Annotated in this window: 18 protein-coding genes and 1 tRNA gene; 7 read left to right on the top strand and 12 right to left on the bottom strand. The window is 38.4% G+C overall.

Going from position 1 to position 23893, the window contains the following annotated elements:
- Positions 1-2 precede the first annotated feature (2 nt).
- The 3 genes from ACK2M2_RS12275 to ACK2M2_RS12265 form a co-directional block, all read right to left on the bottom strand.
- Positions 3-75 (bottom strand) — tRNA-Val (locus tag ACK2M2_RS12275).
- A 181-nt stretch (positions 76-256) separates the two neighbouring features.
- Positions 257-757: a cell wall-recycling L,D-carboxypeptidase ElsL gene (gene elsL, locus ACK2M2_RS12270; RefSeq protein WP_409511215.1), complete on the bottom strand. Its 501-nt coding sequence runs from the start codon at positions 755-757 to the stop codon at positions 257-259.
- Between the two features lie 69 nt (positions 758-826).
- Entirely contained in the window at positions 827-1204 is a 378-nt protein-coding gene (locus ACK2M2_RS12265; RefSeq protein WP_409511214.1) for a YbaN family protein, read from the bottom strand.
- Positions 1205-1300: 96 nt separating this feature from the next.
- On the opposite strand from ACK2M2_RS12265, the gene ACK2M2_RS12260 reads away from it, so the two are divergent.
- The 3 genes from ACK2M2_RS12260 to dapE all read left to right on the top strand — a co-directional run bounded on the left by ACK2M2_RS12260 (position 1301) and on the right by dapE (position 3805).
- Positions 1301-2173 (top strand): DUF1853 family protein, encoded by an 873-nt coding sequence (locus ACK2M2_RS12260; RefSeq protein ID WP_419348858.1) that lies wholly within the window; start codon positions 1301-1303, stop codon positions 2171-2173.
- A 115-nt stretch (positions 2174-2288) separates the two neighbouring features.
- On the top strand, positions 2289-2429 hold the full coding sequence (locus ACK2M2_RS12255) for an entericidin A/B family lipoprotein (RefSeq protein WP_419348855.1): 141 nt from the start codon (positions 2289-2291) through the stop codon (positions 2427-2429).
- 242 nt (positions 2430-2671) lie between these two features.
- A complete protein-coding gene (dapE, locus tag ACK2M2_RS12250) occupies positions 2672-3805 on the top strand; it encodes a succinyl-diaminopimelate desuccinylase (RefSeq protein ID WP_419348852.1) in 1134 nt (377 codons plus the stop codon).
- 86 nt (positions 3806-3891) lie between these two features.
- On the opposite strand, the gene ACK2M2_RS12245 is transcribed toward dapE, so the two are convergent.
- The 6 genes from ACK2M2_RS12245 to pilG all read right to left on the bottom strand — a co-directional run bounded on the left by ACK2M2_RS12245 (position 3892) and on the right by pilG (position 12524).
- Positions 3892-4353: a hypothetical protein gene (locus ACK2M2_RS12245; RefSeq protein WP_419348849.1), complete on the bottom strand. Its 462-nt coding sequence runs from the start codon at positions 4351-4353 to the stop codon at positions 3892-3894.
- Positions 4353-8927, bottom strand: coding sequence for an Hpt domain-containing protein (locus ACK2M2_RS12240; RefSeq protein WP_419348846.1), 4575 nt, complete (start codon positions 8925-8927; stop codon positions 4353-4355). Before ACK2M2_RS12240 ends, ACK2M2_RS12245 begins: the two co-directional genes overlap by 1 nt.
- Before the next feature lie 142 nt (positions 8928-9069).
- Positions 9070-11142, bottom strand: coding sequence for a methyl-accepting chemotaxis protein (locus ACK2M2_RS12235; RefSeq protein WP_409511208.1), 2073 nt, complete (start codon positions 11140-11142; stop codon positions 9070-9072).
- Between the two features lie 45 nt (positions 11143-11187).
- Positions 11188-11724, bottom strand: coding sequence for a chemotaxis protein CheW (locus ACK2M2_RS12230; protein ID WP_409511207.1), 537 nt, complete (start codon positions 11722-11724; stop codon positions 11188-11190).
- Between the two features lie 3 nt (positions 11725-11727).
- Positions 11728-12096 (bottom strand): response regulator, encoded by a 369-nt coding sequence (locus ACK2M2_RS12225; protein WP_409511206.1) that lies wholly within the window; start codon positions 12094-12096, stop codon positions 11728-11730.
- A 44-nt stretch (positions 12097-12140) separates the two neighbouring features.
- A complete protein-coding gene (gene pilG, locus ACK2M2_RS12220; protein ID WP_409511205.1) occupies positions 12141-12524 on the bottom strand; it encodes a twitching motility response regulator PilG in 384 nt (127 codons plus the stop codon).
- A gap of 324 nt (positions 12525-12848) precedes the next feature.
- Between pilG and ACK2M2_RS12215 the strand changes: the two genes are divergently transcribed.
- The 4 genes from ACK2M2_RS12215 to ACK2M2_RS12200 all read left to right on the top strand — a co-directional run bounded on the left by ACK2M2_RS12215 (position 12849) and on the right by ACK2M2_RS12200 (position 19552).
- Positions 12849-13442: a hypothetical protein gene (locus ACK2M2_RS12215; protein ID WP_419348866.1), complete on the top strand. Its 594-nt coding sequence runs from the start codon at positions 12849-12851 to the stop codon at positions 13440-13442.
- A 32-nt stretch (positions 13443-13474) separates the two neighbouring features.
- Positions 13475-14608 carry an efflux RND transporter periplasmic adaptor subunit gene (locus ACK2M2_RS12210; RefSeq protein ID WP_419348842.1) on the top strand — a complete coding sequence of 378 codons (1134 nt, stop codon included), beginning with the start codon at positions 13475-13477 and terminating at the stop codon, positions 14606-14608.
- 12 nt (positions 14609-14620) lie between these two features.
- Positions 14621-17722: an efflux RND transporter permease subunit gene (locus ACK2M2_RS12205; protein WP_419348840.1), complete on the top strand. Its 3102-nt coding sequence runs from the start codon at positions 14621-14623 to the stop codon at positions 17720-17722.
- Positions 17723-17836: 114 nt separating this feature from the next.
- Positions 17837-19552 (top strand): proline--tRNA ligase, encoded by a 1716-nt coding sequence (locus tag ACK2M2_RS12200; RefSeq protein ID WP_419348837.1) that lies wholly within the window; start codon positions 17837-17839, stop codon positions 19550-19552.
- A 79-nt stretch (positions 19553-19631) separates the two neighbouring features.
- On the opposite strand, the gene ACK2M2_RS12195 is transcribed toward ACK2M2_RS12200, so the two are convergent.
- The 3 genes from ACK2M2_RS12195 to ACK2M2_RS12185 all read right to left on the bottom strand — a co-directional run bounded on the left by ACK2M2_RS12195 (position 19632) and on the right by ACK2M2_RS12185 (position 23891).
- Positions 19632-20591 carry a FilA gene (locus tag ACK2M2_RS12195; protein ID WP_419348835.1) on the bottom strand — a complete coding sequence of 320 codons (960 nt, stop codon included), beginning with the start codon at positions 20589-20591 and terminating at the stop codon, positions 19632-19634.
- Positions 20592-20701: 110 nt separating this feature from the next.
- Entirely contained in the window at positions 20702-23143 is a 2442-nt protein-coding gene (locus tag ACK2M2_RS12190) for a DUF6160 family protein (RefSeq protein WP_419348832.1), read from the bottom strand.
- Between the two features lie 31 nt (positions 23144-23174).
- The gene (locus ACK2M2_RS12185; protein ID WP_419348829.1) at positions 23175-23891 is read right to left on the bottom strand and encodes a hypothetical protein; all 717 of its coding nucleotides are present in this window, start codon (positions 23889-23891) and stop codon (positions 23175-23177) included.
- Between the last annotated feature and the right edge of the window lie 2 nt (positions 23892-23893).

Genomic DNA, 23893 nt, shown 5'->3' with positions numbered 1-23893 from the left:
GGTGGGCGCTGACGGGATCGAACCGCCGACATTCTGCTTGTAAGGCAGACGCTCTACCAACTGAGCTAAGCGCCCTTTACGACTTCATCGCTTGTGTGGTGCATTATAGAGAAACTTCACAGCCTGTCAAACGCTTTTCATGAAGAAATTGCGTTTTCACGCTCGAGTGATTAAAAAATAGATTATTTTCATTAAAAATGGTGTTTTTTGTATGTTTTTTATCTATTTAAAGATAAGGAATTAATCGATCCATATTTCAATTTTCAATTTTATGCTCAGACAAATATACTAAATCCCCTTCTTTCACCCACTCAAACAGTTCTTCAAGCGGTGTTGTATGCATGCGAATACAACCATGTGAGCGTGGAATACCCATCGGTTCACTCTCAGGTGTACCATGAATGTAAATATATCGGTTAAATGTATCGCAACCTTCTCCCTTGTTAAATCCTTCTTCCAAACCACTGAGCCATAAAATACGAGTCAAAATCCAATCTCGTTCGGGATTCGCGGCACCAAACTCAACAGAATAAATTTCCCCTGTCATTTGACGCGCTTTAAATACAGCATTGGATGGCGCATCTGCACCAATTTTTTGTTCTATACGATGCCAACCTCTAGGCGTTTTACCAGTATTTTCAATTTCACCAATTCCATTAAGTCCCGTTGATACGGTGTAAAACTTATTATGTTTCGGTAATGAAAGCGTTTGCGAGGCTAAATCGATAATAATGTCGGCTTGCTCTATGGAATACATATTTTCTCTCTTTATTGTGTTTATCTCGTTTACCTGACTATTTTCATAACTTAATTTGGCAAATGTTCTTTATTTGGATTCAGTCGTTGCTTCTGGTTCAGGACGCATCCAAAGCCAAATAGCCACACTGAGCATGATAAGATCCGTAAATACTTTTACAGCAATCGGTGCATTGGTAAGTAACATCATGATGCCACTAATCAACATCATGATACTTGCAATCCACTTCGCTTTACGAGGGACTGTACCATTTGCACGCCATGCACGTAAGGTTGCACCGTACTTGGGATGGTTCATTAACCATGTATCCACCTGAGGCCATCCTTTAGATGCTGCCCAAGCTGCTAAGATCAAGAAAACCGTTGTCGGCATACCCGGCAATAACGCACCTATAAATCCGAGTATTATAAATAGAATGACTAGACTTCGCCAAAACACGATTCTCATACAGCAACCCATTTAAAACAATGCTGCAAGTATATATGCTTCAAGCGTGCTTCTGCTGTAGATTTTATATTTCTAAAAACGATTGATGGATACTTTATGACAATGCTTTTTGAACCATGGAAACAGTTTCAACATTCTGCTGTTCGACAATTAGCATTTAGCATTGCAAGCCCTAATATTTTATCCAATATCCCACCAGAGTTATCACTACAGCATGTTTTTGATTTACATCCAAATGGGTTTTGGCAACAACAATATGAAAATTACCATCCTCGTTTGCTTGAACTTGATCAAAACCCTCAACCCTTAATTGACTTTCTTGCACAGCTAAAGAGTACGCGCTTAGGCTTACGTTTTGAATATTTAATGTGGTTTTGGCTACAGGATGATATGTACCATCATTTCAAACTCATTGGACATAGCATCCAAATTATTCAAAAGAAACAAACCTTAGGTGAACTCGATTTTTTATTATTCAACACACAAACACAACAAGTTGAACACTGGGAGGTGGCTTTAAAATACTATCTCGCCGAAGCCAATTTAAGCCTACCCCACTGGTACGGTTTGAATCGAACCGACACCCTACAGCGTAAACTTAATCATTTCACACAAAAGCAATTTCAGTTTGAAACTGTTCAAGATCACTCTATTCAAAAGCGTTTTGCTGTTTTAAAAGGACAGCTTTATCTACCAACCATCCCCAAAAATATTTTAGACAATGATTATCTGGCTTTAAATATACCAACGTGGGTCAACCAAGCACGTAATATTGGTTATTGGGGGCATCATATTCCTCAGCCAAATTACTATCGATTACAACGACAAGAATGGATTTGTCATGATGCAACACTTTCATCACCTCCTGCATATTGGTGGAGCAATGGCCTATACAAAAGTACAGAAAAAGAACAGTTTTATATGTTTCGTCAAGCATCTTTTATTTGTTTGAATGTTGAACAATTGTAGTTTATTGAATTTTGGCATACACAACTAAGTAATTGAAGCGTAAAACAGTAATGGCAAGTCTTGTTAATTTTGCACGCTACAAGAAATTTAAAATAATTTAATCTGGAGATTAACGATGAAAAAAATTTTAGTTGCTTCAATGCTTTTTGTTTTCGTTTTAACAGGTTGTAATACCGTTAAAGGTGTCGGTAAAGATGTCTCTAAAGCGGGTGATGCCGTTTCGAATTCTGCCGATAAAGTTGAAAAGAAATTGTAATTTTCAACAAACCCATAAGAAACCCTGTATTTATGCAGGGCTTTTTATGTGATTTATATTTGCTAATCACTCAATATTCATAACTGCTCTTTTAAAAATATCTATTAGCCTTATTCATCACTCATTTCACACGCACATAATTCATAAATTTTTTTATTACCACATAAAATATCGTATTTTATTTTATTTCAGAATTATCTTGCTCTATGATAAGCATCAATTTGATTAATCGATGCTTGTGTATGAATCGCTCTGAAACGCTGGAACTCAGTTTACAACTCCTTCGCCAACCTTCAGTCACGCCTGTAGATCATACCTGCCAAACCATTATGGCAGACCGCTTGAGCGCCATTGGTTTCAATATCGAAAATATGCGTTTTGAAGATGTAGATAACTTATGGGCACGCCGTGGTACAACTGAACCCGTATTCTGTTTCGCAGGTCATACAGACGTTGTACCAACAGGTCACCTTGACTCATGGGAATCAGACCCGTTCTTACCTGAAATCCGTGATGGTAAATTGTATGGTCGTGGTAGTGCCGATATGAAAACAGCTTTGGCAGCCATGGTGGTTGCTTCTGAGCGTTTCGTTAAAAACCATCCTGACCACAAAGGTTCCATTGCCTTTCTCATTACTTCTGATGAAGAAGGTCCATCAATTAACGGCACAGTCAAAGTCGTAGAGACCCTTGAAGCACGTAAGGAAAAAATGACTTGGTGCTTAGTAGGTGAACCATCTAGCACTGATACTTTAGGTGACATTGTTAAAAATGGTCGCCGTGGCTCACTCAATGCCAAACTGACTGTAAAAGGCAAACAAGGTCATGTGGCATATCCTCACCTTGCCATCAATCCAATTCACACCGTATCTAAAGCGCTGTCTGAGCTATGTGAAACAGTTTGGGATAATGGCAACGAATACTTCCCTGCAACATCATTCCAAATTTCAAATATTCAATCAGGTACAGGTGCAACCAACGTTGTTCCAGGTACGCTGACTACCTTATTTAACTTCCGCTACTCAACCGAAGTAACGGCTGAAGAGCTTAAAGCACGTGTACTTGAAGTTTTAAATCGTCATAATGTGCAATATGACATTGAATGGACACTTTCAGGTTTACCGTTTTTAACGCCCGTTGGTGAATTAGTGAATGCTGCAACAAAAGCCATTAAAGATGTTACAGGCACAGACACTGAACTATCAACGAGTGGTGGTACATCAGATGGTCGTTTTATTGCACCTACAGGCGCACAAGTACTCGAATTAGGTGTATTAAATGCAACGATTCATCAAATCAATGAACACGTTAATATTGCTGAATTAGAGCCATTGGCTGAAATTTATGAACAAATTTTAGTAAATTTACTTACCTAATTTCTCATCTATTTCAATAGACCTTTTAAATACAAAAAGGACGTTCTAAAACGTCCTTTTTGTATTTCAATCAGATTGGCTTAATTTTAAAGCGCAATACCAATTTTTTTCTGAATAAACTCTAAATCAGGCACGTGATAAGTGGTTTGACCAATCAATACATAATACGCAACACTTTTGTCTTTAATCGTACGATTATCATCAACCACCTCCGAAATACGTAAGCGAATTGATTTCGGCATTTCATTACACATCAGTGCAAATCGTTGATTAGCCTGTTCCCCTTCAACAACTAGTGCTACACCTAGTGTTATATTTGGATTACTCACACTGAATACTGGAAGCTTAACATCATGCCATTCAACCTTATCGACATTAATTGCACTATCGAGTGCAGATAAGACAACATTCTGAGGTAATAACATCGCTTCCTTATCATGACAATCAATAATATACGCATCAATAAATCCAGTCGAAACCGTGATTAAATGTTGTAACTCTTGACTGCTGACCTGATCAAATGCAGCACTGATTTCTTTCTTCGCCATCAATATACCTCCCGCTTGTCAGTCAATAAATCTTCTATATTTTCCAACAATTCAGCTTCTTGGAAGGGTTTACCCATATAGTTCGTTACTCCCAAGCTAAATGCACGCTCACGATGTTTTTCACCTGTACGAGAGGTAATCATAATAATTGGCAATTCACGATGAATTTCATGATGGCGAACCAAGTTCGTCACTTCAAATCCGTCCATACGTGGCATTTCAATATCAAGCAACATCAAGTCCGGTTTCACACTTTCAAGTTGCTCAATGGCATCTACACCATCTTTTGCCGTAATCACATCAAAACCATGTCGTTCCAATAAACGTGATGTTACTTTACGTACTGTTACGGAGTCATCAACAATCATCACCAAACGGCGCTGATCACGCTTACGATTTAGATCACGATGATCAATACCATCTTTAACGCGCTGTGTTGATTGGATTTGGCGCGCAATATTTTGCCCATCTAGGATCAGACAGACATGACCATCACCCATGATAGTCGCACCTGAAATTGCACCAATGCTTGAGAATTGCTGCCCAATCGCCTTAACCACAATCTGAGAACGCGAACCAACCAACTGATCAACAAGTAAAGCAATACTCTGCCCCATACTGCCTTTAATGAGCAATACAGGTAATGAATGACCAATTCCTTGTAAACGAGGTGCAGGCTGATTCAATACAAACTCTGACAAATAGCGTAATTTATAAGATTGGTTATCAATACCAAAGAACTCTTCTTTACTATCAAAGAATTCTTCTAATGCCACAGGTGAAATACGCACAATACGATCAATTTGTGATAATGGAACCGCAAACTGCTGATCACCAACTTTCACCATCAAAGCGTCACTTACCGCTACCGTTGTCGGTACACGAATGGTAAATATCGAACCTTGACCTAGTGTGGATTGGACGGTGACTTGCCCACCCATCGACTTAATTTCACTTTGCACAACATCAAGTCCAACACCACGACCAGAAATCTGTGTGACTTGTTTTGCTGTACTGAAACCTGGGTGGAAGATATATTGTAAAATATCTTCTTGGCTCAGCTTTTGATCTTTTTGAATCAAGCCTTTTTCAATAGCTTTAGCTTTAATTATTTCAGCATCTATGCCTTTACCATCATCACTAAATTCAACAATAACATCTGTACCTTGACGGCTAATGTTCAATTCAATCCGACCAGTTTCTGGCTTTTGTACTTGCTGACGAACGTCTTGCTCTTCAATACCATGGTCAATCGCATTTCGTAACATATGTTCAAGTGGCGAAACCAATTTTTCCAAAATTGTGCGGTCAAGCTCGCCTTCGGTATTATTAACAATCAAATCAGTTGGACGATTCAATGTTGTTGCTGTTTGACGAACTAAACGTTGTAAACGTGGCAATAATCTTGAGAATGGAACCAAACGTGTCCGCATCAAACTTTCTTGAATTTCAGCTTGAATACGTGATTGTTGTAATAACAAACTTTCTGTATCGCGAATCTTTTCTGCAATAGTGGTTTTGAAGTCAACCAAATCCGATGCAGACTCTGCCAAAGATTTAGACAATTGATTCAGTGATGAATATTGGTCCATTTCTAAGGGGTCAAAGTCTGCATAACGTGAACCTAAATCCCCATGTTTTGCAATAATTTGTGATTCAAGCTCACCCTCCATTCGACGTAACTGATCGGCTAGACGCTTAATTGCAAGCTCCATATCAACCAATGTATTACCAAGCTGACCTAAGTCCATCTCGATACGTGAACGGTTGATTGCATTCTCACCTGAAAGATCAATCATTTTTTCAATCAAATCAGCTGAGATACGAATCATCTCGCTATTCTGATCAGACTGAGTTGATTGATCCCAGTCACCAAACATTGATGGTGGTTCTGCGCCATCACCTTGAATAAACTCAATCGGACTATGATCGAGCAATAAATCTGTACGTGTCAGCTTATTCGGCAGTTGTACACTAACATCGACATACTGAATATTGCTCAGATTATGTTTTAAACTATCGTAGTGCTGATAATTCTGCTTTTGAATCGCTTCTTTGAGCCATTTTTCAGCAGTTTGTAGCAATGCATCGTATGCATTTGAGTTAAAGTTACTAACAGCAAATTGCTCAAAAGCATTTTCCAGTTCATACGCAATTGAAGCAACGAGATCCAGATGGATCATCTTTGCCCCACCTTTCAAACTATGAAAAATACGCTGTAATTGTAGAAGTAAGCTTCGGTTACCACGTTCATCAAACCACTGTTTTAATAATGGTTCTGCTTCGCTCAATAATTCTTCTGCTTCCTCAAAGAATGTTTCTCGTGCAATCAGTTCAACATGATCAATCTCTTGCTCATCAATTGAATTATCTGTATGTGAACTTTCAACCTCATCAAGAATCGGTGACGCCACATCATCTGCATTCGTATCTGGATGATCAAGCATTTGATCAGCAACGGGTTGATCAGATTTAGCTTGTTCAGTTGACTCTGTTGTTACAAGTTCAGCAGGTTGTTTTTCAATATTACGAAGTAGATCAACAATATTTTCAGATGGATAATCAACACTTTGATCACGAATAATCTGCAAGCGATCTGCAATATCATCCTGTACCAAACGAATACTCTGAACCAATTGTTGTGTTGGTTGCATTTGATTCTTAATAATACGTTCATAAATGGTTTCAAGCTCATGTGCAATCCAACCCACATGTTCAGCTTGTGCCATATTTGCTCCCCCTTTCAGGGTATGCAAATGACGCATCAAATTATTCAATGCTTTAGTACTACTTAGATCTTTAGACCATGTATTGAGGTCTGTATCCATCTCAGCGAGTAATTCATCCGCTTCTTCAATGAAAATTTCCATAATGGTTTCATCAAAATTGCGGAAACTTTCAGCTGAATCGAACTTTTTCTTATCATCACGAATACGCTGCGCAACAACCTGTGTTAAAGACGCTGTATTATTTGCAACAGATAAAACCTCTGAAACAGCTTTAACATCATCATGGCTTTGTACTTCAAGCGTTTCCTGTACATTCTCTACAGGTTGCAGTTCTTGATGCACATAATCACTCAAGTCTTGTATCACTTGATGTGCTTCAGCACTCAGACTGACACGCTGTCCTGATGCAAGTGTATCGAATAAATGAATGAATTCTTGATGTACGCGAGTAAACAACTCAAAAGCATAATCTGTATTGAGTAATTCAGGTTTTTCAAGCACAGCTTCATAAGCGGATTTTAATCCACTTGTAAATTCAAAAATTCCTTGCGATGCGCGATTATTAGTATTTTGAATCAATAAATCTGCTTGCTGAATAAGCTGCTCAAAGTAGCTTGAATGTTCAGCATGTGCACGCTTATCAAACTCAAACTCAGCGTCAAGCAACTGATCAATATTTAAATTAACCAAATGAGAAACAAGATCTTGTGCATGAATTTGATCATGCAATTGCTCGATTTGAAAACCGTAGCGATCCCAAGCATCATTGAATTTTTGCGTAATTTCTGCCGCATGCTCTTTTGAAATCTTATTAGATTTCAACTCATGTAAATAATCACGAACAAATTCAGCATAATGCGTCAACAATGCACTCTCATTAAAACTAGATTCAGTATCCTCTTGAACCAACATTTTAAATAAATGCTCAATCTTTCCGCTTGCTTCAAAAATATCATCGATATGTGCCATCGATGAACTGCCACGCAAGGTATGTAAGGCACGAATCAAACGATTATATTGATCAGCAGTGTGCTCTTCCTGTTGTAGAAAGTCAGCTATCGTTTGAAGATGTTCTTCAGATTCCTCAATGAAGATAGCAATCGTTTCAGATAGTAACCCATCGTCTTTTTCTTCATCTTGAAATGTATTTGCAGGCACCTCGGCCTGCAACTGCTTCTCACGTGTGAATCTTTCAACGGATGCTTGCTCTGTAATTTCCTCAGTAGCAGGCTCAACAACCTCTTCTACTGCCATTTCTACAGGTACAGCATCTACGACTTCAGACTCAGCCACGTCTTCAACAAGCTCATCAACACCGCCTACTTCTAGACCTGTAATAATATGAGAGCTGTTTAGTTTTTCAGACAATTGTAATAAATTTTCTAATGCAGGTTCTACGCCCTGATTTTGCTGAATTTGTAAACCAAGTAAAACTAATGGGCGTAAATCAAGATGATGTTCTTTCTTCTCTTTAAACTCATCGTACAACTTATATTTATAAATATTAAATACAGTATTTACGTATCGTTGAACATCTGCAGTCAACATCAAATTTTTAGCAATCACACGATTAAGCGTATCCTCAACCGTCCATGCCAATTCACTAGAGCTTTTCGCACCCACCATACGACCCGAACCCTTCAAGGTGTGGTAGTAGCGTCGAATATTCACCAAGACATCATCTTGGCTATTGTTTTGCATCCACTGTTGAAGCAAAGGATCAAGTGTTTCAAAAATTTCTTCGAGTTCTTCTACAAAAATCTCAAGAATTTCTTCGTCCTGTTCTAGATAACTATCTTCAGGCAAAGTGGTATTTTCAACCAAATGTTTTAATACTTCTTTCATAGTTCAGGCTTCTATGTCTAATTCCCATCATCGGGATCTGATCTTTGACTGACTATGTCCGATAGCACAGCCAAGATCTTATTTTATTCAGGATACGTTCAAAAACTTGAAACATATCCTCCCCCGAAACGAAGCAATCCTGTTATTCAGGTAATTTAAAGTCTGATACAGATTGACGCAGTGACTCTGCCATATTTGCAAGTTCAGAAACTGAACGTGCTGTATCGAAAGTCGCTGTTGTGGTCTGTGATGTAATTTCCTGTACAACGTTCATCGTATTTGCAATATGACCTGCAGATGCAGACTGAAGTTTTGCAGACTCAGAAATGCTTCCAATTAAGGTTGCAAGGTTGCCAGATACCAACTGAATTTCATCTAGTGCAACACCCGCATCTTTTGCAAGGTTCGCACCACGCACAACCTCAGATGTCGTTTGTTCCATTGAAATTACAGCTTCGTTTGTATCGGTCTGAATCGTTTTAACCAGTGTTTCAATCTGCTTTGTTGCAGATGCTGAACGTTCTGCAAGACGCTGTACTTCATCCGCAACCACGGCGAAACCACGACCTGCTTCACCTGCCATAGATGCCTGAATTGCTGCATTTAGTGCCAAAATGTTCGTTTGATCGGCAATATCGTTAATCAAAGATACAATGTTACCAATTTCCTGAGACGACTCACCTAAACGTTTAATACGTTTCGAGGTTTCTTGAATCTGCTCACGAATTGTATCCATACCTTCGATTGAACGGTTTACCACTTCCGCACCATTTGATGCAATTTGTACTGAACGCTGTGCTACTTCCGCAGACTCTGATGCATTTGCAGATACATCGTCAATTGATTGTGCAATTTCGTTAATCGCAGAGGATGCACCCGCAATTTCCTGTGCCTGATGCTCAGATGCTTCAGCCAACTGGTTGGTAATTTGCTGTGTTGTTTGTGTATATTGCGCAACTTCTTGTGATGTGTCATTGATCTGAGATACAAGGTCACGTAATTGGTCAATTGCGAAGTTAATCGAATCGGCAATTGCACCTGTAAAATCTTCAGATACTGTCGCATACGAACGTAAATCACCATCTGCAAGATCGGCAATCTCATCAAGTAAACGTAAAATTGCATTCTGATTACGGTCATACTCATCCTGTAAGCGAGTTACACGAACTTTATCCGAATCACTACGAAGCGTAAGCAACTTAAATGTACTAAATAATAAGAAGCCCAATGCAATAATTAAAATCAAAGCAGGAAGTACTGTTGCTACACCTGTATTGGTTGTTAATGCATTTAATGCTTGAAGTAACTTATCTGACTGCGCAAAAATATCAGACGATGCTTGACGTACATTGATAATTTGAGTCGAGTTTTTCAGTACAGAACTCGATGCTGATTTCAATACTTCATCATAGTCCACTTTAATACTTTCAAGTGATTCACGCATAGAAGGTTCAGTAATCTTCATTACCCCCAACTCTGCATTACCATTTAACTGAGCATCAAGATACGCACCAAAAGTTTCAGTATCGGCATTAAAGTCGTCAGCAGAGGCACGAGAGTTATCAGAACCACCTAAAACTGAACCAATTGAACGTAAAATACGTTCTGCAATAAATACTTGGTTTTTCGCAATAACCACCTGACTACTTGGCATGTTTTCACGCGCCATTTGGTCAACCATTAGATTGTACTCTGCCTGAATACCAGGAATCGCTTCACCAATGGCAATGTTTGTGTCATAAAGATGGTTAATAACTTTTTGTTGTGATGCGATCAAGTTAATGTCTTCAGACACTTGAGACCAAATTTTTTCAACTTCTGCCACACCTTTACCAGAAGAATGTGTATCTTTTACAACAGCCAAGTTATCGGCAAATTTTTTCTGAGAATCAACCAATGCTTTGATTGCTTCAGGTGAACCTGTTGCCATCGCCTCTGTTGACTGACGAGACATGGTTTGAGAAAGTAACCGTAATTCACCCAAACTGCGGGTTAAATCATTGCTTCGAGGAACGGTATAAATCAAAATGAGTAACAGCACTACTGCCGCAACAAGGCTGACGAGAGCCATTTGAATATACGGTTTTGATTTATCGCTATCACCGAACAGTTTTGCAAACTGGTCAATACGAGCTTTCAGTTTAAATCCTACTCCAGAGTTGCTTTTATTTGGAGCAGCATCCCCTGTATTTTTTTTCTTAAGTTTAAAGCCCATTCAGCTTCTCCCCGATACGCTTGATATCTAAATTCCGCGTCAAGACTAATTTATAAATTTTTCCGATGCATTCATATACTTCGGATCATTCAACAAACGACTAAACAAAAATATATTCCAAGCTTGATTATGCTGATGAAAATATCCCTGACAGTACGGTTCAAGCTTCTCTGTCAAATCATTATTTTTTGAAAAGAAACCTTTTTTATTAAAATGTTGAATACCCAAAACCTGATCTACAATCAAACCAACATAATGATCATTTTGGCTAATGCACAAAACTTTTTGAGTTGGGGAAAATTGGCTTCTTTGTCCAGCAATAAAACAAGGTAAATCTGAAACAGATAATAACCTACCTCGAATATTGGCAACCCCCCGCACCCAATCCTGAACGTTCGGAACTGAAGTGTACTTCGGGGGATAAATGACTTCTGCCACCTCACCCAATGGAGCAACAAAATATTGCCCCATCATCTCAAATGCAATGCCTGACCATCGGTTTACTTCCTGTTCGCCTTGCGCATAGCTTTTATTGCCACGCTTAGACAAACGGAGTAATTCGATAAACCCATTCGCTGCCATAATTTATCCCGCACTGAGATATTGCTTAATTACATTTATTAATTGGGTTTCATCAATAGGCTTTGTCAGGTAATCACAAGCACCTTGTCTTTTACCCCAAACACGGTCTGTATCTTGATCTTTAGTACTAACAATCACAATTGGAATATGCTTTGTAACTGCGCCACGTGCAATTTGACGTGTTGCCTGAAAACCATTAACACCAGGCATGACCACATCCATCAACACTAAGTCAGGCAATTCAGCCTGAGCAAGTGTGACACCATCTGCCCCATTTGTTGCTTCTAGTACTTCGTAACCGTGTTTGCTTAAAATTTCCCGAAAACGGAACATTTCCGTCGGTGAATCATCCACAATAAGAATACGTGCCATTTTTTTCCCCAATTACTTTATTTTAATTACGCAACAACAAAAAATTAAGCACTTACATGATTTCTAATCGCATTTAGCAATTCGTCTTTACTAAATGGTTTTGTTAAATACTCATCTGAACCGACAACACGACCTTTGGCTTGGTCAAAAAGACCATCCTTACTCGATAGCATAATTACTGGAATATTCTGATAATTTTGCGAGTTTTTAATCAAAGCACACGTTTGGTAACCATCAAGCCTTGGCATCATAATATCAACAAAAACGATATCAGGATTTGCCTCAGCAATTTTTGACAACGCCTCAAAGCCATCAACCGCTGTAACAACATTACAACCTTCACGTTGCAATAGTGTTTCTGCAGTACGACGAATGGTTTTTGAATCATCAATTACCATGACTTTTAGGTTTTGAAATTTATCGTCCATTTAATGACCCTTCCCATTGATCTGGATTTAATAGAGCTGAACTAATTTATTTTTACAATTAATCAGTATTTTTTAACATATATTCACTTACTTTATCAATGAACATTTATTGGCACAGCTCTCACTTTAATGAGAACCCTATAAAATGCTCACACAAATAAAATTATTATGCTGTATTTTAGTACTTATCTGTTTCTAAATCTAATTAGAAGTCATAAAATGAGGACATTATTACTAATCTATAAGTAAATTACAATTTTCGGGGGAACAATGTTGTATCTCATTGATTCGAATGCAATCCAAAACAGCACTTCATTAAAAAGAATGCTCAAATCACTCGCATTGGTCATTTTATTTTTGAGTGCAACATTATCTCATGGCGCTAATGCACAACCCAAAGCTGTATGGTATCGTTACTATGACAGCAAAGGTGTAGCCAATATCAGCACTTCTGTCACCCCTGCCCATATTCGCTATGGATATGAAGCACTTGATCGTAATATGCAAGTCATTAAACGTAACCAGTCCTACAATGCTGAACAAGATCAGAGACAATCTTCAAATCGTGCAGCACAAGCTAAAAAACAGGACAATGATCTACGTTTAAAACGTGCTTATGGTAATAGTAAAGTCGCAACTCTCAAACGTGATGAGCAACTCAAAAACATCCAAAAACAAATTTCTCTGCAACAACAACAGTTACGCCAACTTCAAACTGATCGTATCGCTTACAAGCGTCAAGAAACTGAATATTATCGTAAAGGTAAACCTGTGCCTGCGGTGTTAAATGATCGCCTGAATTATAATGAACAAAACATCAACACAACAAAAAAATCGATTGAATCATTACAAACTACATACAGGAACACCCAAACAAATTATGAAGATATTATCAATCGATTAAGGGCAATGGAGTAAATTCTACGCCATTCACGTACAGGGATTTATGCATGGGCAATGCCTTTTGGAAGTTTAAATATTTATACTCTCTCAAACAACTTAGCCTGCTGAGCGTGTGCTTGATGTTAGTGGCTTGTAGCCAACCTGAGTTACCAAAAGAAAAAGCGCCTACACAAGCAACTAATAACAATACAATCGAATTAATTCAACAAGATTTAGTCGCCCCCCAAACAGGACTTGCGATTTCAAAAACACCTTTTAGTGGTACTATTCGTGCAATCAATCAAAGTTCAATTCAAGCGCAAGTTTCTGCTACAGCTACGCAAGTCACGATGCAAGTTGGAGAAAAAGTTATAATTGGACAAGTACTTGTGCAGCTCAACAATCATGATAATGCTGCCCGACTCGCACAAAGCCACGCAAACTTAATGTCAACAAAAGCACAAGCTAATCAAGCAGAACTTATGGTTCAGCGTAAAAAACGATTATATGATCAAGGCTTTATTTCAAAAGTTGAGTATGAACAAAGCCAAGTGGATTACAAAGCACAACTTGAAAATGTCAAAGCTCAACAAGCCAATGTCGATATTGCACAAAAAGCCAACCAAGATGGTGTAATCAAAAGTCCTATTTCAGGTGTAATTACCAAACGCCAAGTTGAACTAGGTCAAACGGTTACAATAGGGCAAACGCTATTTGAAATAGTTGATCCAGATCATTTAGAAATTCAAGCCAAGTTACCTGTAGAGCAACAAACTGCACTTAAAATTGGACATAAAATTGAATATAAAATTCAGGGTAATCCACAAGTTTTTACTGCTCAGCTCAGTCGTATTTCTCCGATTGCAGATCAAACGAGTCGTCAAATTGATTTCTATGCACAACCTGAACAAAACATTCCGTCATTGAGTATTGGTGCCTTTATTGAAGGTAATATTCTCGGTAATCAACAGATTGATGGTTTTCAAATTCCACTCGACAGCATTCAAGACTTAAAAACCAAACCTTACGTTTGGCTCATTCGCAATCAAAAAGTGCATAAAGAAGCCGTTAATGTACTAGGTCAACAACCTGAAAATAATCTTGCTATCGTGAAAGGTTTACAATTGGGTGATTTGATTAGTCGCATCAAACTCTCAACACAGGATGTCAACAAAACTGCGATTATTACGCAAGTACAATAACAGGATTTTACGATGTGGCTTACTCGGATTAGTGTCAAATATCCTGTATTTACCATCATGATGATGTTGTGTCTGATGGTACTTGGTCTTGCTTCATGGCAACGAATGAGTGTTGAAGAATTCCCCGATGTCGACTTCCCTTTTATTGTGATCCATACCACCTATGCAGGTGCTTCACCTGAATCGGTTGAGTCTGAAATCACCAAAAAACTTGAAGATCAAATCAATACTATTTCAGGTTTAAAACAACTCACCTCCCAATCAAGTGAGGGTTTGTCGACCATTGTGGCGCAGTTCAATCTCGATATTAGTTCTGCAACAGCCGCTCAAGATGTGCGTGAAAAGATTGCGACTGTGAGCGCCAAATTCCGCGATGAAATTGATCAACCTGTTGTTGAACGATATGACCCGACCTCAAGCCCAATCATGTCTGTAGTTTTTGAATCACAAAATATGAGTTTACGAGAACTCAGCACTTATATTGATCAACGTCTTGTACCACAACTCCGCACCGTTCCAGGCATTGGTTCAGTTAATTTATTAGGTGATTCAAAACGACAAATTCGTATTCATATTGATCCCATTAAATTACAAAGTTTTGGCATTGGTATTGACCAAGTCATTAACACCTTAAAAACTGAAAATACACAAATTCCAACAGGAACATTAAAACAATCTAGTAAAGAAGTGGTTGTCGAAATTCAGTCTAAAATCATCAATCCCATTGATTTTGGAAATTTAATTGTCGCTCAAAAAAATGGTGCACCAATTTATTTAAAACAACTTGCTCAAGTTGAAGATACCCAAGCCGAGCAAACGACAGGTGCTTTTCTCAAAGGTAAGTCTGCTGTTTCCATTGATATTTTACGCAGTGCAGATACCAACGTCATTAATATCGTCGATGGCAGCTATAAAGTTTTAGATCAAATCAAAACGCAACTGCCTGAAGGAACAAGCCTGCAAGTTGTAGCTGATAGCTCCAAATCTATTCGCGCTACCATTAAAGATGTCGCTCGAACGATTATTGAAGGTGCAGTGCTTGCCGTCATTATCGTCTTATTATTTTTAGGTTCTTTCCGCTCAACAATCATCACTGGTTTAACGTTACCTATTGCCCTACTTGGAACACTTACCTTTATTTGGGCATTTGGTTTTACGATTAACATGATGACTTTGCTTGCTTTGTCACTGTGTATTGGGCTTTTGATTGATGATGCAATTGTGGTACGAGAAAATATTGTTCGCCATGCTGAAATGGGCAAAGATCATATCACGGCGGCACTTGAAGGCACCAAAGAAATTGGACTCGCTGTCTTAGCGACAACTTTGACGATCGTGGCTGTGTTTTTACCTGTTGCCTTTATGGGCGGAATTATTGGACGATTCTTTTATCAATTTGGTGTCACGGTCAGTATTGCGGTACTGATTTCCATGTTTGTCAGTTTCACTCTCGATCCAATGCTGTCTGCACATTGGGCTGAAAAACCGAAAAGTAAACAAAAGCCATCTATTGTCAAAAGATTTTTCGATTGGATTTCAGCTCAACTCGATAAGCTCAACCATGTTTATGCACACTTACTGAAACTTGCGCTACGTTTCCGTTTCATCACTATCGCAGTGGCAATCGCATCATTGTTTGGTGCATTGGCTTTATCAAAAATGATTGGAACAGAATTCGTTCCTATTCCCGATAAGGGCGAAATTCGCATTAAATTTGAAACGCCTGTCGATGCTTCACTTGAGTATACCGAAGCAAAACTCAAACAAGTTGATCAAATCGTGCGACAAAATCCATTGGTCATTTCAACTTATGGTGTAATTAATGGCGCAACAGATCGTGGTAACAACCATGTTTCGTTGAAAGTTTCAGTCATTCCCAGACAACAACGTACTGAAACATTGACCGACATTAACAATGAATTTCGTTCAAGATTAGAAAATATTGCAGGAATCAGCATTACCTCCGTGGCATCGGCCGATGAAACTGTGTCTGGTGGACAAAAGCCAATTATGATTTCTATCAAAGGACAAGACCTAGAAGAATTGCAAAAAATTTCCGATCGTTTTATGCAACAAATGGCACAAGTCAAAGGGATTGTCGATCTAGAAAGCTCCCTCAAAGATCCGAAACCGACTTTATCAATGACGGTCAATCGCGCTATGGCGAGTGACCTTGGACTTTCAGTCAATCAAATTGGTAATGTATTGCGCCCTCTTATAGCAGGAGATAATGTCACTACTTGGGAAGATGAGCGTGGCGAAACTTATGATGTTAATCTACGTTTAAATGATCATCAACGAACCATTCCGCAAGATATTCAGCGCCTATATATCAACTCAAATAAGACAGATACTAATGGGCAAAGCATTCTCATCCCACTATCAAGTGTCACAACATTAGATCAAAGCTATGGTGCTTCACAAATTAATCGACGTGATTTGTCTCGTGAAATTTTGATTGAAGCCAATACTTCAGGTCGACCTGCGGGTGATATTGGTAAAGATATTCAAAAAATTCAAGATAATTTTAAGCTACCTGTAGGTTATAGCTTTGATACACAAGGTGCCAATGCAGACATGGCGGAGTCGGCAGGTTATGCACTCACAGCTGTAACGCTATCGATTGTGTTTATTTATATTGTTTTAGGTTCGCAGTTCAACAGCTTTATTCACCCTGCTGCAATTATGGCATCACTCCCTTTATCGCTGATTGGTGTTTTCCTTGCATTGTTCTTGTTTAAAAGTACCATGAACCTATTTTCAATTATTGGCATTATCATGCTCATGGGTTTGGTCACCAAAAATGCTATTCTTCTCATCGATTTTATTAAAAAAGCCATGGAAAATGGACAGAATCGTTACGATGCAATTCTTCAAGCAGGCACAACGCGTCTGCGTCCAATTTTAATGACCACTAGTGCAATGGTGATGGGTATGATTCCGCTTGCTTTAGGGCTTGGTGAAGGTGGCGAACAAAGTGCCCCTATGGCACATGCAGTCATTGGCGGTGTCATCACTTCCACCTTACTCACTTTAGTCGTGGTTCCAGTGATTTTCACATTATTAGATGATGTTAAAAATTTTAGTATTCGGCTATTTAAAAAATTGAGCTAAACGATCTTAAAATATTGCTGACTTTTGCTCAACCTTGCTGAAACTCTCAGAAGTCCTCAGCATTTTTATTGTATACTTCAGCTCTTAATAATTAACTATTTCAGGACAATCTTCATGCGCGCGAGTCGCTTTTTATTTGCAACGCTAAGAGAAACCCCAAACGATGCTGAAGTGATCTCACATCAGCTTATGCTTCGTGCAGGGATGATTCGTAAATTGGCTTCAGGCTTGTATAGCTGGTTGCCAATGGGTGTTCGTGTACTAAATAAAGTTGAAGCAATTGTCCGTGAAGAAATGAACCGTGCAGGCTCACTCGAAACATTGATGCCCGTAACTCAACCTGCAAGTTTATGGGAAGAATCTGGTCGTTATGTTCAATATGGTCCTGAACTCTTACGCTTCAAAGACCGCCACAACAATGACTTTGTTCTTGGTCCTACGCATGAAGAAGTAATCACAGATCTTGCACGTAACGAGTTGAAAAGTTACAAACAATTGCCAATCAACTTCTACCAAATTCAAACCAAATTCCGTGACGAAATTCGTCCACGTTTTGGTGTAATGCGTTCACGTGAATTTACTATGAAAGATGCGTATTCTTTCCACGTAGATCAAGCATCATTACAAGAAACTTATGATGAAATGTATGCAGCTTATTGCCGTATTTTCACACGTCTAGGCTTAAACTTCCGCCCCGTTCAAGCAGATACAGGCTCAATTGGCGGTTCAGGTTCACATGAATTTCATGTTTTGGCATCAAGTGGTGAAGATGACATCGCATTTTCAACTGAATCTGATTATGCTGCAAACGTTGAGATGGCTGAAGCACTGCTTGTTGGCGAACGCGCTGCACCAACACAAGAACTTAAAGTTGTCGATACTCCTGCACAAAAAACGATTGAAGAAGTGTCTGCATTTTTACAAACAGATCCTGCAAAATCAGTAAAAGCCCTCTTGGTACAAGGCGTAGTAGATGACAAAGGCAATACGCCGGTTGTTGCACTATTTTTACGTGGTGATCATGAGCTTAATGAAATTAAAGCAGAAAAGCATGCTGAGATTGCATCACCACTTACATTTGCAACAGAGGAACAAATTCAAGCCAATGGTTTAACACCAGGTTTCTGCGGCCCTCAAGATTTAGTTGAAAAAGGCTTAACTGTTATTATTGACCGCTCTGCATCTGTGCTTTCTGATTTTGTTGCTGGAGCAAATGAAGCAGATAAACATGCAACAGGTGTAAACTGGGAACGTGATGCTCAATTCACTGAAATTTTCGATTTACGTAATGTCGTTGAAGGTGACCCATCGCCTGATGGCAAAGGTACAATCCTGATTAAACGCGGTATTGAAGTAGGTCATATTTTCCAACTCGGTAAAAAATATTCCGAAGCACTTGGTTGTAAAGTACTTGGTGAAGATGGCAAACCATTCACAGTGACAATGGGTTGCTATGGCATTGGTGTAACACGTGTAATTGCATCTTCAATTGAACAAAATTTTGATGATAAAGGCATTATTTGGCCAATGGCGATTGCACCTTTTGAAGTTGCAATTGTTCCAATGAATGCACACAAATCACCACGCACAGTTGAAGCTGCAGAAGCACTATATGCAGAACTTCAAGCAGCAGGTTATGATGTAATCCTTGACGATCGTAACGAACGCCCAGGTGTTAAATTCTCTGATTTAGAATTGACAGGTATTCCACATCGTATTGTGATTGGTGAAAAAGGTTTGGATGCTGGTACTTTTGAATACAAAGGTCGTAAAGATGCTGAATCTATAAATATTTCTAAAGAAGAGTTATTGGCAAAAATTGCAAAATAATTTGCCATTCAAAATAAAAAACCCCGCTTAATGCGGGATTTTTTATGAATATCATCAAGCATCGTATGCCATAATCAAACTATAAACCTGAAATTCTGACTTTAAGATTGGTTATAGAAGCACCAACTGCTCCAATATTCCCCATCGAACCATTTTTAATACCATTAAAAATATTTGGATCAGAAACACCTGCATCACCTAACATCACGTTATTTAATGCAACATCAACTTTATCTGAAGTAATTTTATCTGTAGCATTCAAACCATAATTACCAAAAACGACACCACCCTTTTCAATGCCCGCATGAAACTGATCTAGTCTAAATCCTGTTGTTGGATTGTTTGCTTGAAGCTGAAAGTTAAAAGAAGCCGATGTGGTATCGGATACAATACTGATCGGACAACCTGAACCTGTACCACAAATGGACTGAATTGCACCACTAAATGCCAACATATGGCTTTGTGGTACATTACCAAGCTGTACATTTAATCCAGGTTTATTAGTATTATGAAAAGCAATTTCAAAATTATTTGATGCACTACCAATGTTTAGAATTTTTTTAACATCAGCATTCAATGTGCCTGTTGTTGCATAAATTGACTTATTATTCACTGCATCAGACGTTGAAGTCGCACTCGCTACATAAATTGAAAATGGCGAAATTTTGATACCCGTAATATTTTGAGCAATACTTATACCAATATTTGCAAATGGTTTTCCACCACCACCATCCGTATCTATAATTGTAGAAATACTTGGGTTTGCATTTGCACCAACTAAATTAATAGAAACAGGCGTATTTGTTTGCCCTGCAAGCACTAGAGATGCTCGACCTTTATAATCACTACCTGTTGATATGCCATCATTATCAATGATCGAAGCTTGTTTCAATTCTATTTTACTTACGCCTAGACCAATGTTGATTCCATCTTGTCCAGTTGTATTAGACAGGATCTCATCATCTAATGGCTGCATTGCCATAGTTAGCGGACTGTATAACAAGATTGATATACACCCTAGCATTATATTTTTTCTCATCATCCTAATCCTTAGGAAATATTTTAGTTATTTCGAGTCGCATTCAGTGTAATGTCTTTTCGAATTCCATCCAATCGCAAACCGATAAACAGTATACATTTTTAGATTAATTAACGAGGAATAATACCTAACTCCGTCTTCAATCTTCCACCTGTAATTGCAATCTCACCTAAACGTGCTCCCATACCTGTATTTGGTGGATAAAAGTTTAAATCTTTTGCTTTAAATACGCCTGCTGCAGTTTGATCAGGATTAAAATTAAATGTTGAGTTAAAGCCAACCTTACCTTTTCCTGATTCTTGATCTTTACTAATCACAATTGCGTTATTAAAGCTAATTTTACCCGTTAAATTATCTAAACCAATGGTTGAGCCATTAATCGGATCACTAATTTGAATGGTATTACCTGTATTTGCCAAAGTAAGATCACCTACAATTGACATTTTTCCGCCGTCATCAATATTATTATTTGGAATTAATGATAGGTTTATATCACCGCCTAATCGTAATTTAGCACCCACCAAGACATCATCAGCTAAAGCAAAGTTATTGAGAGAAGCACTACTCTTCACCCCACACGCAAGACTGGCAGCAGCAACACCTGTTGCACATGACTTATACGTTGTACCTGGCAAATAACCTGCGGCAACTTCTGCAGCCATGACAATTAGCATGTTTCTCAAACTAATATTTACACTACCTTTCTCAATACCGATATTACCGTCACCCTTGAGTAACATATCAACATTTCTAAGCCCCATGTAGTAATCAGTTGTTTTCCCTGCACCATACTTACCACCATCAATCACAAGAATAGAGGTCGTCTTATTCCCAAGTTTGATCTTATTCGCATCACGATCTATACCTTGCGTGCTCATCGCTAAAGAAAACCCAAGACGAGCGGTTTGATTAGCCGTTGCACTGACCTGATTTTTCTTACCATCAATCGTATAATAGTAAGCAGTATTTCCTGGTACTGTTGCTCCATACATTGCCATATTGGTGTTCAAATTATAAAAAGGAAGTGCCAATCCCCAATCATTATTTGAACCATTATCTGCAAATAGTTTTGTTGGATCAGTTACACCTGCTGTTGTGGTAAAACGACCTCGGCGTGAAATTGCTTGGAATTCCCCACCACGAATCGACATCATCACAGCATATGGATTATTGACTAAATTATGAATATTTTGACTATAATCTGCTTGAGAGGTTAAAAAACTATTATTTCCAAACCGAGAAGTTTGAAATGTCTCGTTTTCAGGCAGTGCAACTGTTTTCGTATCTATTAAGTTAAGATAAATATTACCACTGTCAAAGGTACCACGTGTATTCGGCTGTAATCCTGTTAAGTTACCAAACTCGAATCCATAAGAGTTCAGACCTGCGCCGCCAATTTCTAAAGTTGTTGCCTTGCCATCGGTGCCCAACATTGAGTCACCATCTTTGGTAAAATCTGCTTTCATACGAAAGGCTATACCAGAGCCTCCCATAATATTGTTACCACTCGTACCACTAGAACTCGTTGCCTTACCTAATAGATCATTATCACCAGTTGTCGTTAATCCTCGTAATTGTAACTGACCATTCACCATACGACCACTTGCACCCACACGGATTAAACCTTTTGCATTTGGAGGTGTATTGGTTGTTGTATCTAAAGCATAAGGAGCATTTTTATCAACATTTTTATTGAGCATAAACTCAAGATTTAGACCTGACCCTGTTGTTACACTCCCATTTCCATATGTTCCTGTGTTAATAAATCCAGCCTTTCCTGATGCGGAATCCTCAACGCGTGTAAAATCAACGTAACCATTATTCGCATCGGGTTGCGCCGTGGAATTTGCATCTGCCCCACTATTGGTTTTCATGATAAAACCATTTTTTGAGTCAACATACATATGACCTTTACCAATGAAGTTAAAGTTCATATTTTTTAGAATGAGTTGATTCAGCTCATTATTGGTATCAGTTTGTCCAAGATATATATTGGCATTTTTAAGCCCTAAAACTAAATCTGACTGACTTGTTGAACTAAATAAACCATCACGTGTTTTCAAGGCAAAATTTAAAGGTGAAGTTGTCTGTACAGCTAAACTTCCAATTGAAGGGCTACATCCTGTCGTATTATTATCAGTATTACAAATTCTAAATGAATCAACAGTTAATAACATTGGATTCAGCGCCAACTGTAAATCCACACCTGATTTTCCTGCTTGACTCCCCATATCAAGCTTTAAATCTATACCCGGTGTAACAGTTGCAACATTACTTTTAGTAATTTTAACTTTATCTGCTGTTGCTGTTAATTCTTGCTTTTGACTCGTTGCAAATGTTCCACGACCTGCTTGATCCGTCCAATATAATGTATCCACATTAGCTTCATCAAAGCTTGTCACTATGTGTACGCCATCCTGCCCATTCACAGCACGCATATCACCGTCATCTAACGCTTGTAATGCATGAACAGAACCACTCAACAACATCATGCTAAATGTAAGCGTATTTAGAATAAATCCATTTTTGTGACTTTGCTTTTTATTTTTCATCACTCATTCCCTATTAACTTTTGACAGCAAACTAACAACGTGGATGATTTGCATCACAGCTAAACATCATAATTTTACCTTGCATGACCAAATTACCATTCATTTTCATACCCATAAAGCCTTTTTCACGCCCATGGTCATACGCAGAATTTGGTGCATTCGCTGAAGTATAAGTATCTGTTTTTAGATAACCATAATCACCAATAGGCGTAGATGATGTTGAACCATCTGTAACCAAATTGTCACCTGACATCGCACTTGTAAAATTGTCTTGTTCAATTGCAACAGAATTAAAACCATAGTTACGAATAAGTAATGGCTTATTTGGATCAAAACTCAATTGAATTGCAGGCTTAATACGCTCAACGCCATCTTTACCCTTTAAAACAAGGTCAACTCCATCTAAACCTAGTTTTTGTATATCAAGCGTTCCCTGTATGCCTTTGAAGACAACCCATAACTTATTTCCACTTATACTATCTTCAAGAAAACTACCTGGCTTAGATGCATCAGGTTTTACAAATCTCTTATTTACCGATATTGCCATATGACAGAAAGCAAGGTTTTTACATGCTCCATCTGTCGTGTCAAATTTGAAATCACTCGTGTGATTTAAAGATAATTTCAATGAAAGATCAGCACCTGCCTGTCCTTCTACCAATTGTAAGTCGGTATCAGACATTGGTTCCATCGCAAAACCCCCAACACTTATAAGGCTTGTCATAAGGAAAAGAACTGTTTTTTTCACGA

It is taken from the genome of Acinetobacter sp. TY1, assembly GCF_048551395.1.
Lineage (GTDB): Bacteria > Pseudomonadota > Gammaproteobacteria > Pseudomonadales > Moraxellaceae > Acinetobacter.
The sequence above is the reverse complement of the archived record's forward strand: the minus strand, read 5'-3'. Positions and strand labels throughout refer to the sequence as shown.

Bases quoted from the DNA above. Each gene is read 5' to 3' on its own strand.
- elsL (WP_409511215.1), bottom strand. From the start codon at position 757: ATGTATTCCATAGAGCAAGCCGACATTATTATCGATTTAGCCTCGCAA.
- ACK2M2_RS12265 (WP_409511214.1), bottom strand. From the start codon at position 1,204: ATGAGAATCGTGTTTTGGCGAAGTCTAGTCATTCTATTTATAATACTC.
- ACK2M2_RS12260 (WP_419348858.1), top strand. From the start codon at position 1,301: ATGACAATGCTTTTTGAACCATGGAAACAGTTTCAACATTCTGCTGTT.
- ACK2M2_RS12255 (WP_419348855.1), top strand. From the start codon at position 2,289: ATGAAAAAAATTTTAGTTGCTTCAATGCTTTTTGTTTTCGTTTTAACA.
- dapE (WP_419348852.1), top strand. From the start codon at position 2,672: ATGAATCGCTCTGAAACGCTGGAACTCAGTTTACAACTCCTTCGCCAA.
- ACK2M2_RS12245 (WP_419348849.1), bottom strand. From the start codon at position 4,353: ATGGCGAAGAAAGAAATCAGTGCTGCATTTGATCAGGTCAGCAGTCAA.
- ACK2M2_RS12240 (WP_419348846.1), bottom strand. From the start codon at position 8,927: ATGAAAGAAGTATTAAAACATTTGGTTGAAAATACCACTTTGCCTGAA.
- ACK2M2_RS12235 (WP_409511208.1), bottom strand. From the start codon at position 11,142: ATGGGCTTTAAACTTAAGAAAAAAAATACAGGGGATGCTGCTCCAAAT.
- ACK2M2_RS12230 (WP_409511207.1), bottom strand. From the start codon at position 11,724: ATGGCAGCGAATGGGTTTATCGAATTACTCCGTTTGTCTAAGCGTGGC.
- ACK2M2_RS12225 (WP_409511206.1), bottom strand. From the start codon at position 12,096: ATGGCACGTATTCTTATTGTGGATGATTCACCGACGGAAATGTTCCGT.
- pilG (WP_409511205.1), bottom strand. From the start codon at position 12,524: ATGGACGATAAATTTCAAAACCTAAAAGTCATGGTAATTGATGATTCA.
- ACK2M2_RS12215 (WP_419348866.1), top strand. From the start codon at position 12,849: ATGCTCAAATCACTCGCATTGGTCATTTTATTTTTGAGTGCAACATTA.
- ACK2M2_RS12210 (WP_419348842.1), top strand. From the start codon at position 13,475: ATGGGCAATGCCTTTTGGAAGTTTAAATATTTATACTCTCTCAAACAA.
- ACK2M2_RS12205 (WP_419348840.1), top strand. From the start codon at position 14,621: ATGTGGCTTACTCGGATTAGTGTCAAATATCCTGTATTTACCATCATG.
- ACK2M2_RS12200 (WP_419348837.1), top strand. From the start codon at position 17,837: ATGCGCGCGAGTCGCTTTTTATTTGCAACGCTAAGAGAAACCCCAAAC.
- ACK2M2_RS12195 (WP_419348835.1), bottom strand. From the start codon at position 20,591: ATGAGAAAAAATATAATGCTAGGGTGTATATCAATCTTGTTATACAGT.
- ACK2M2_RS12190 (WP_419348832.1), bottom strand. From the start codon at position 23,143: ATGAAAAATAAAAAGCAAAGTCACAAAAATGGATTTATTCTAAATACG.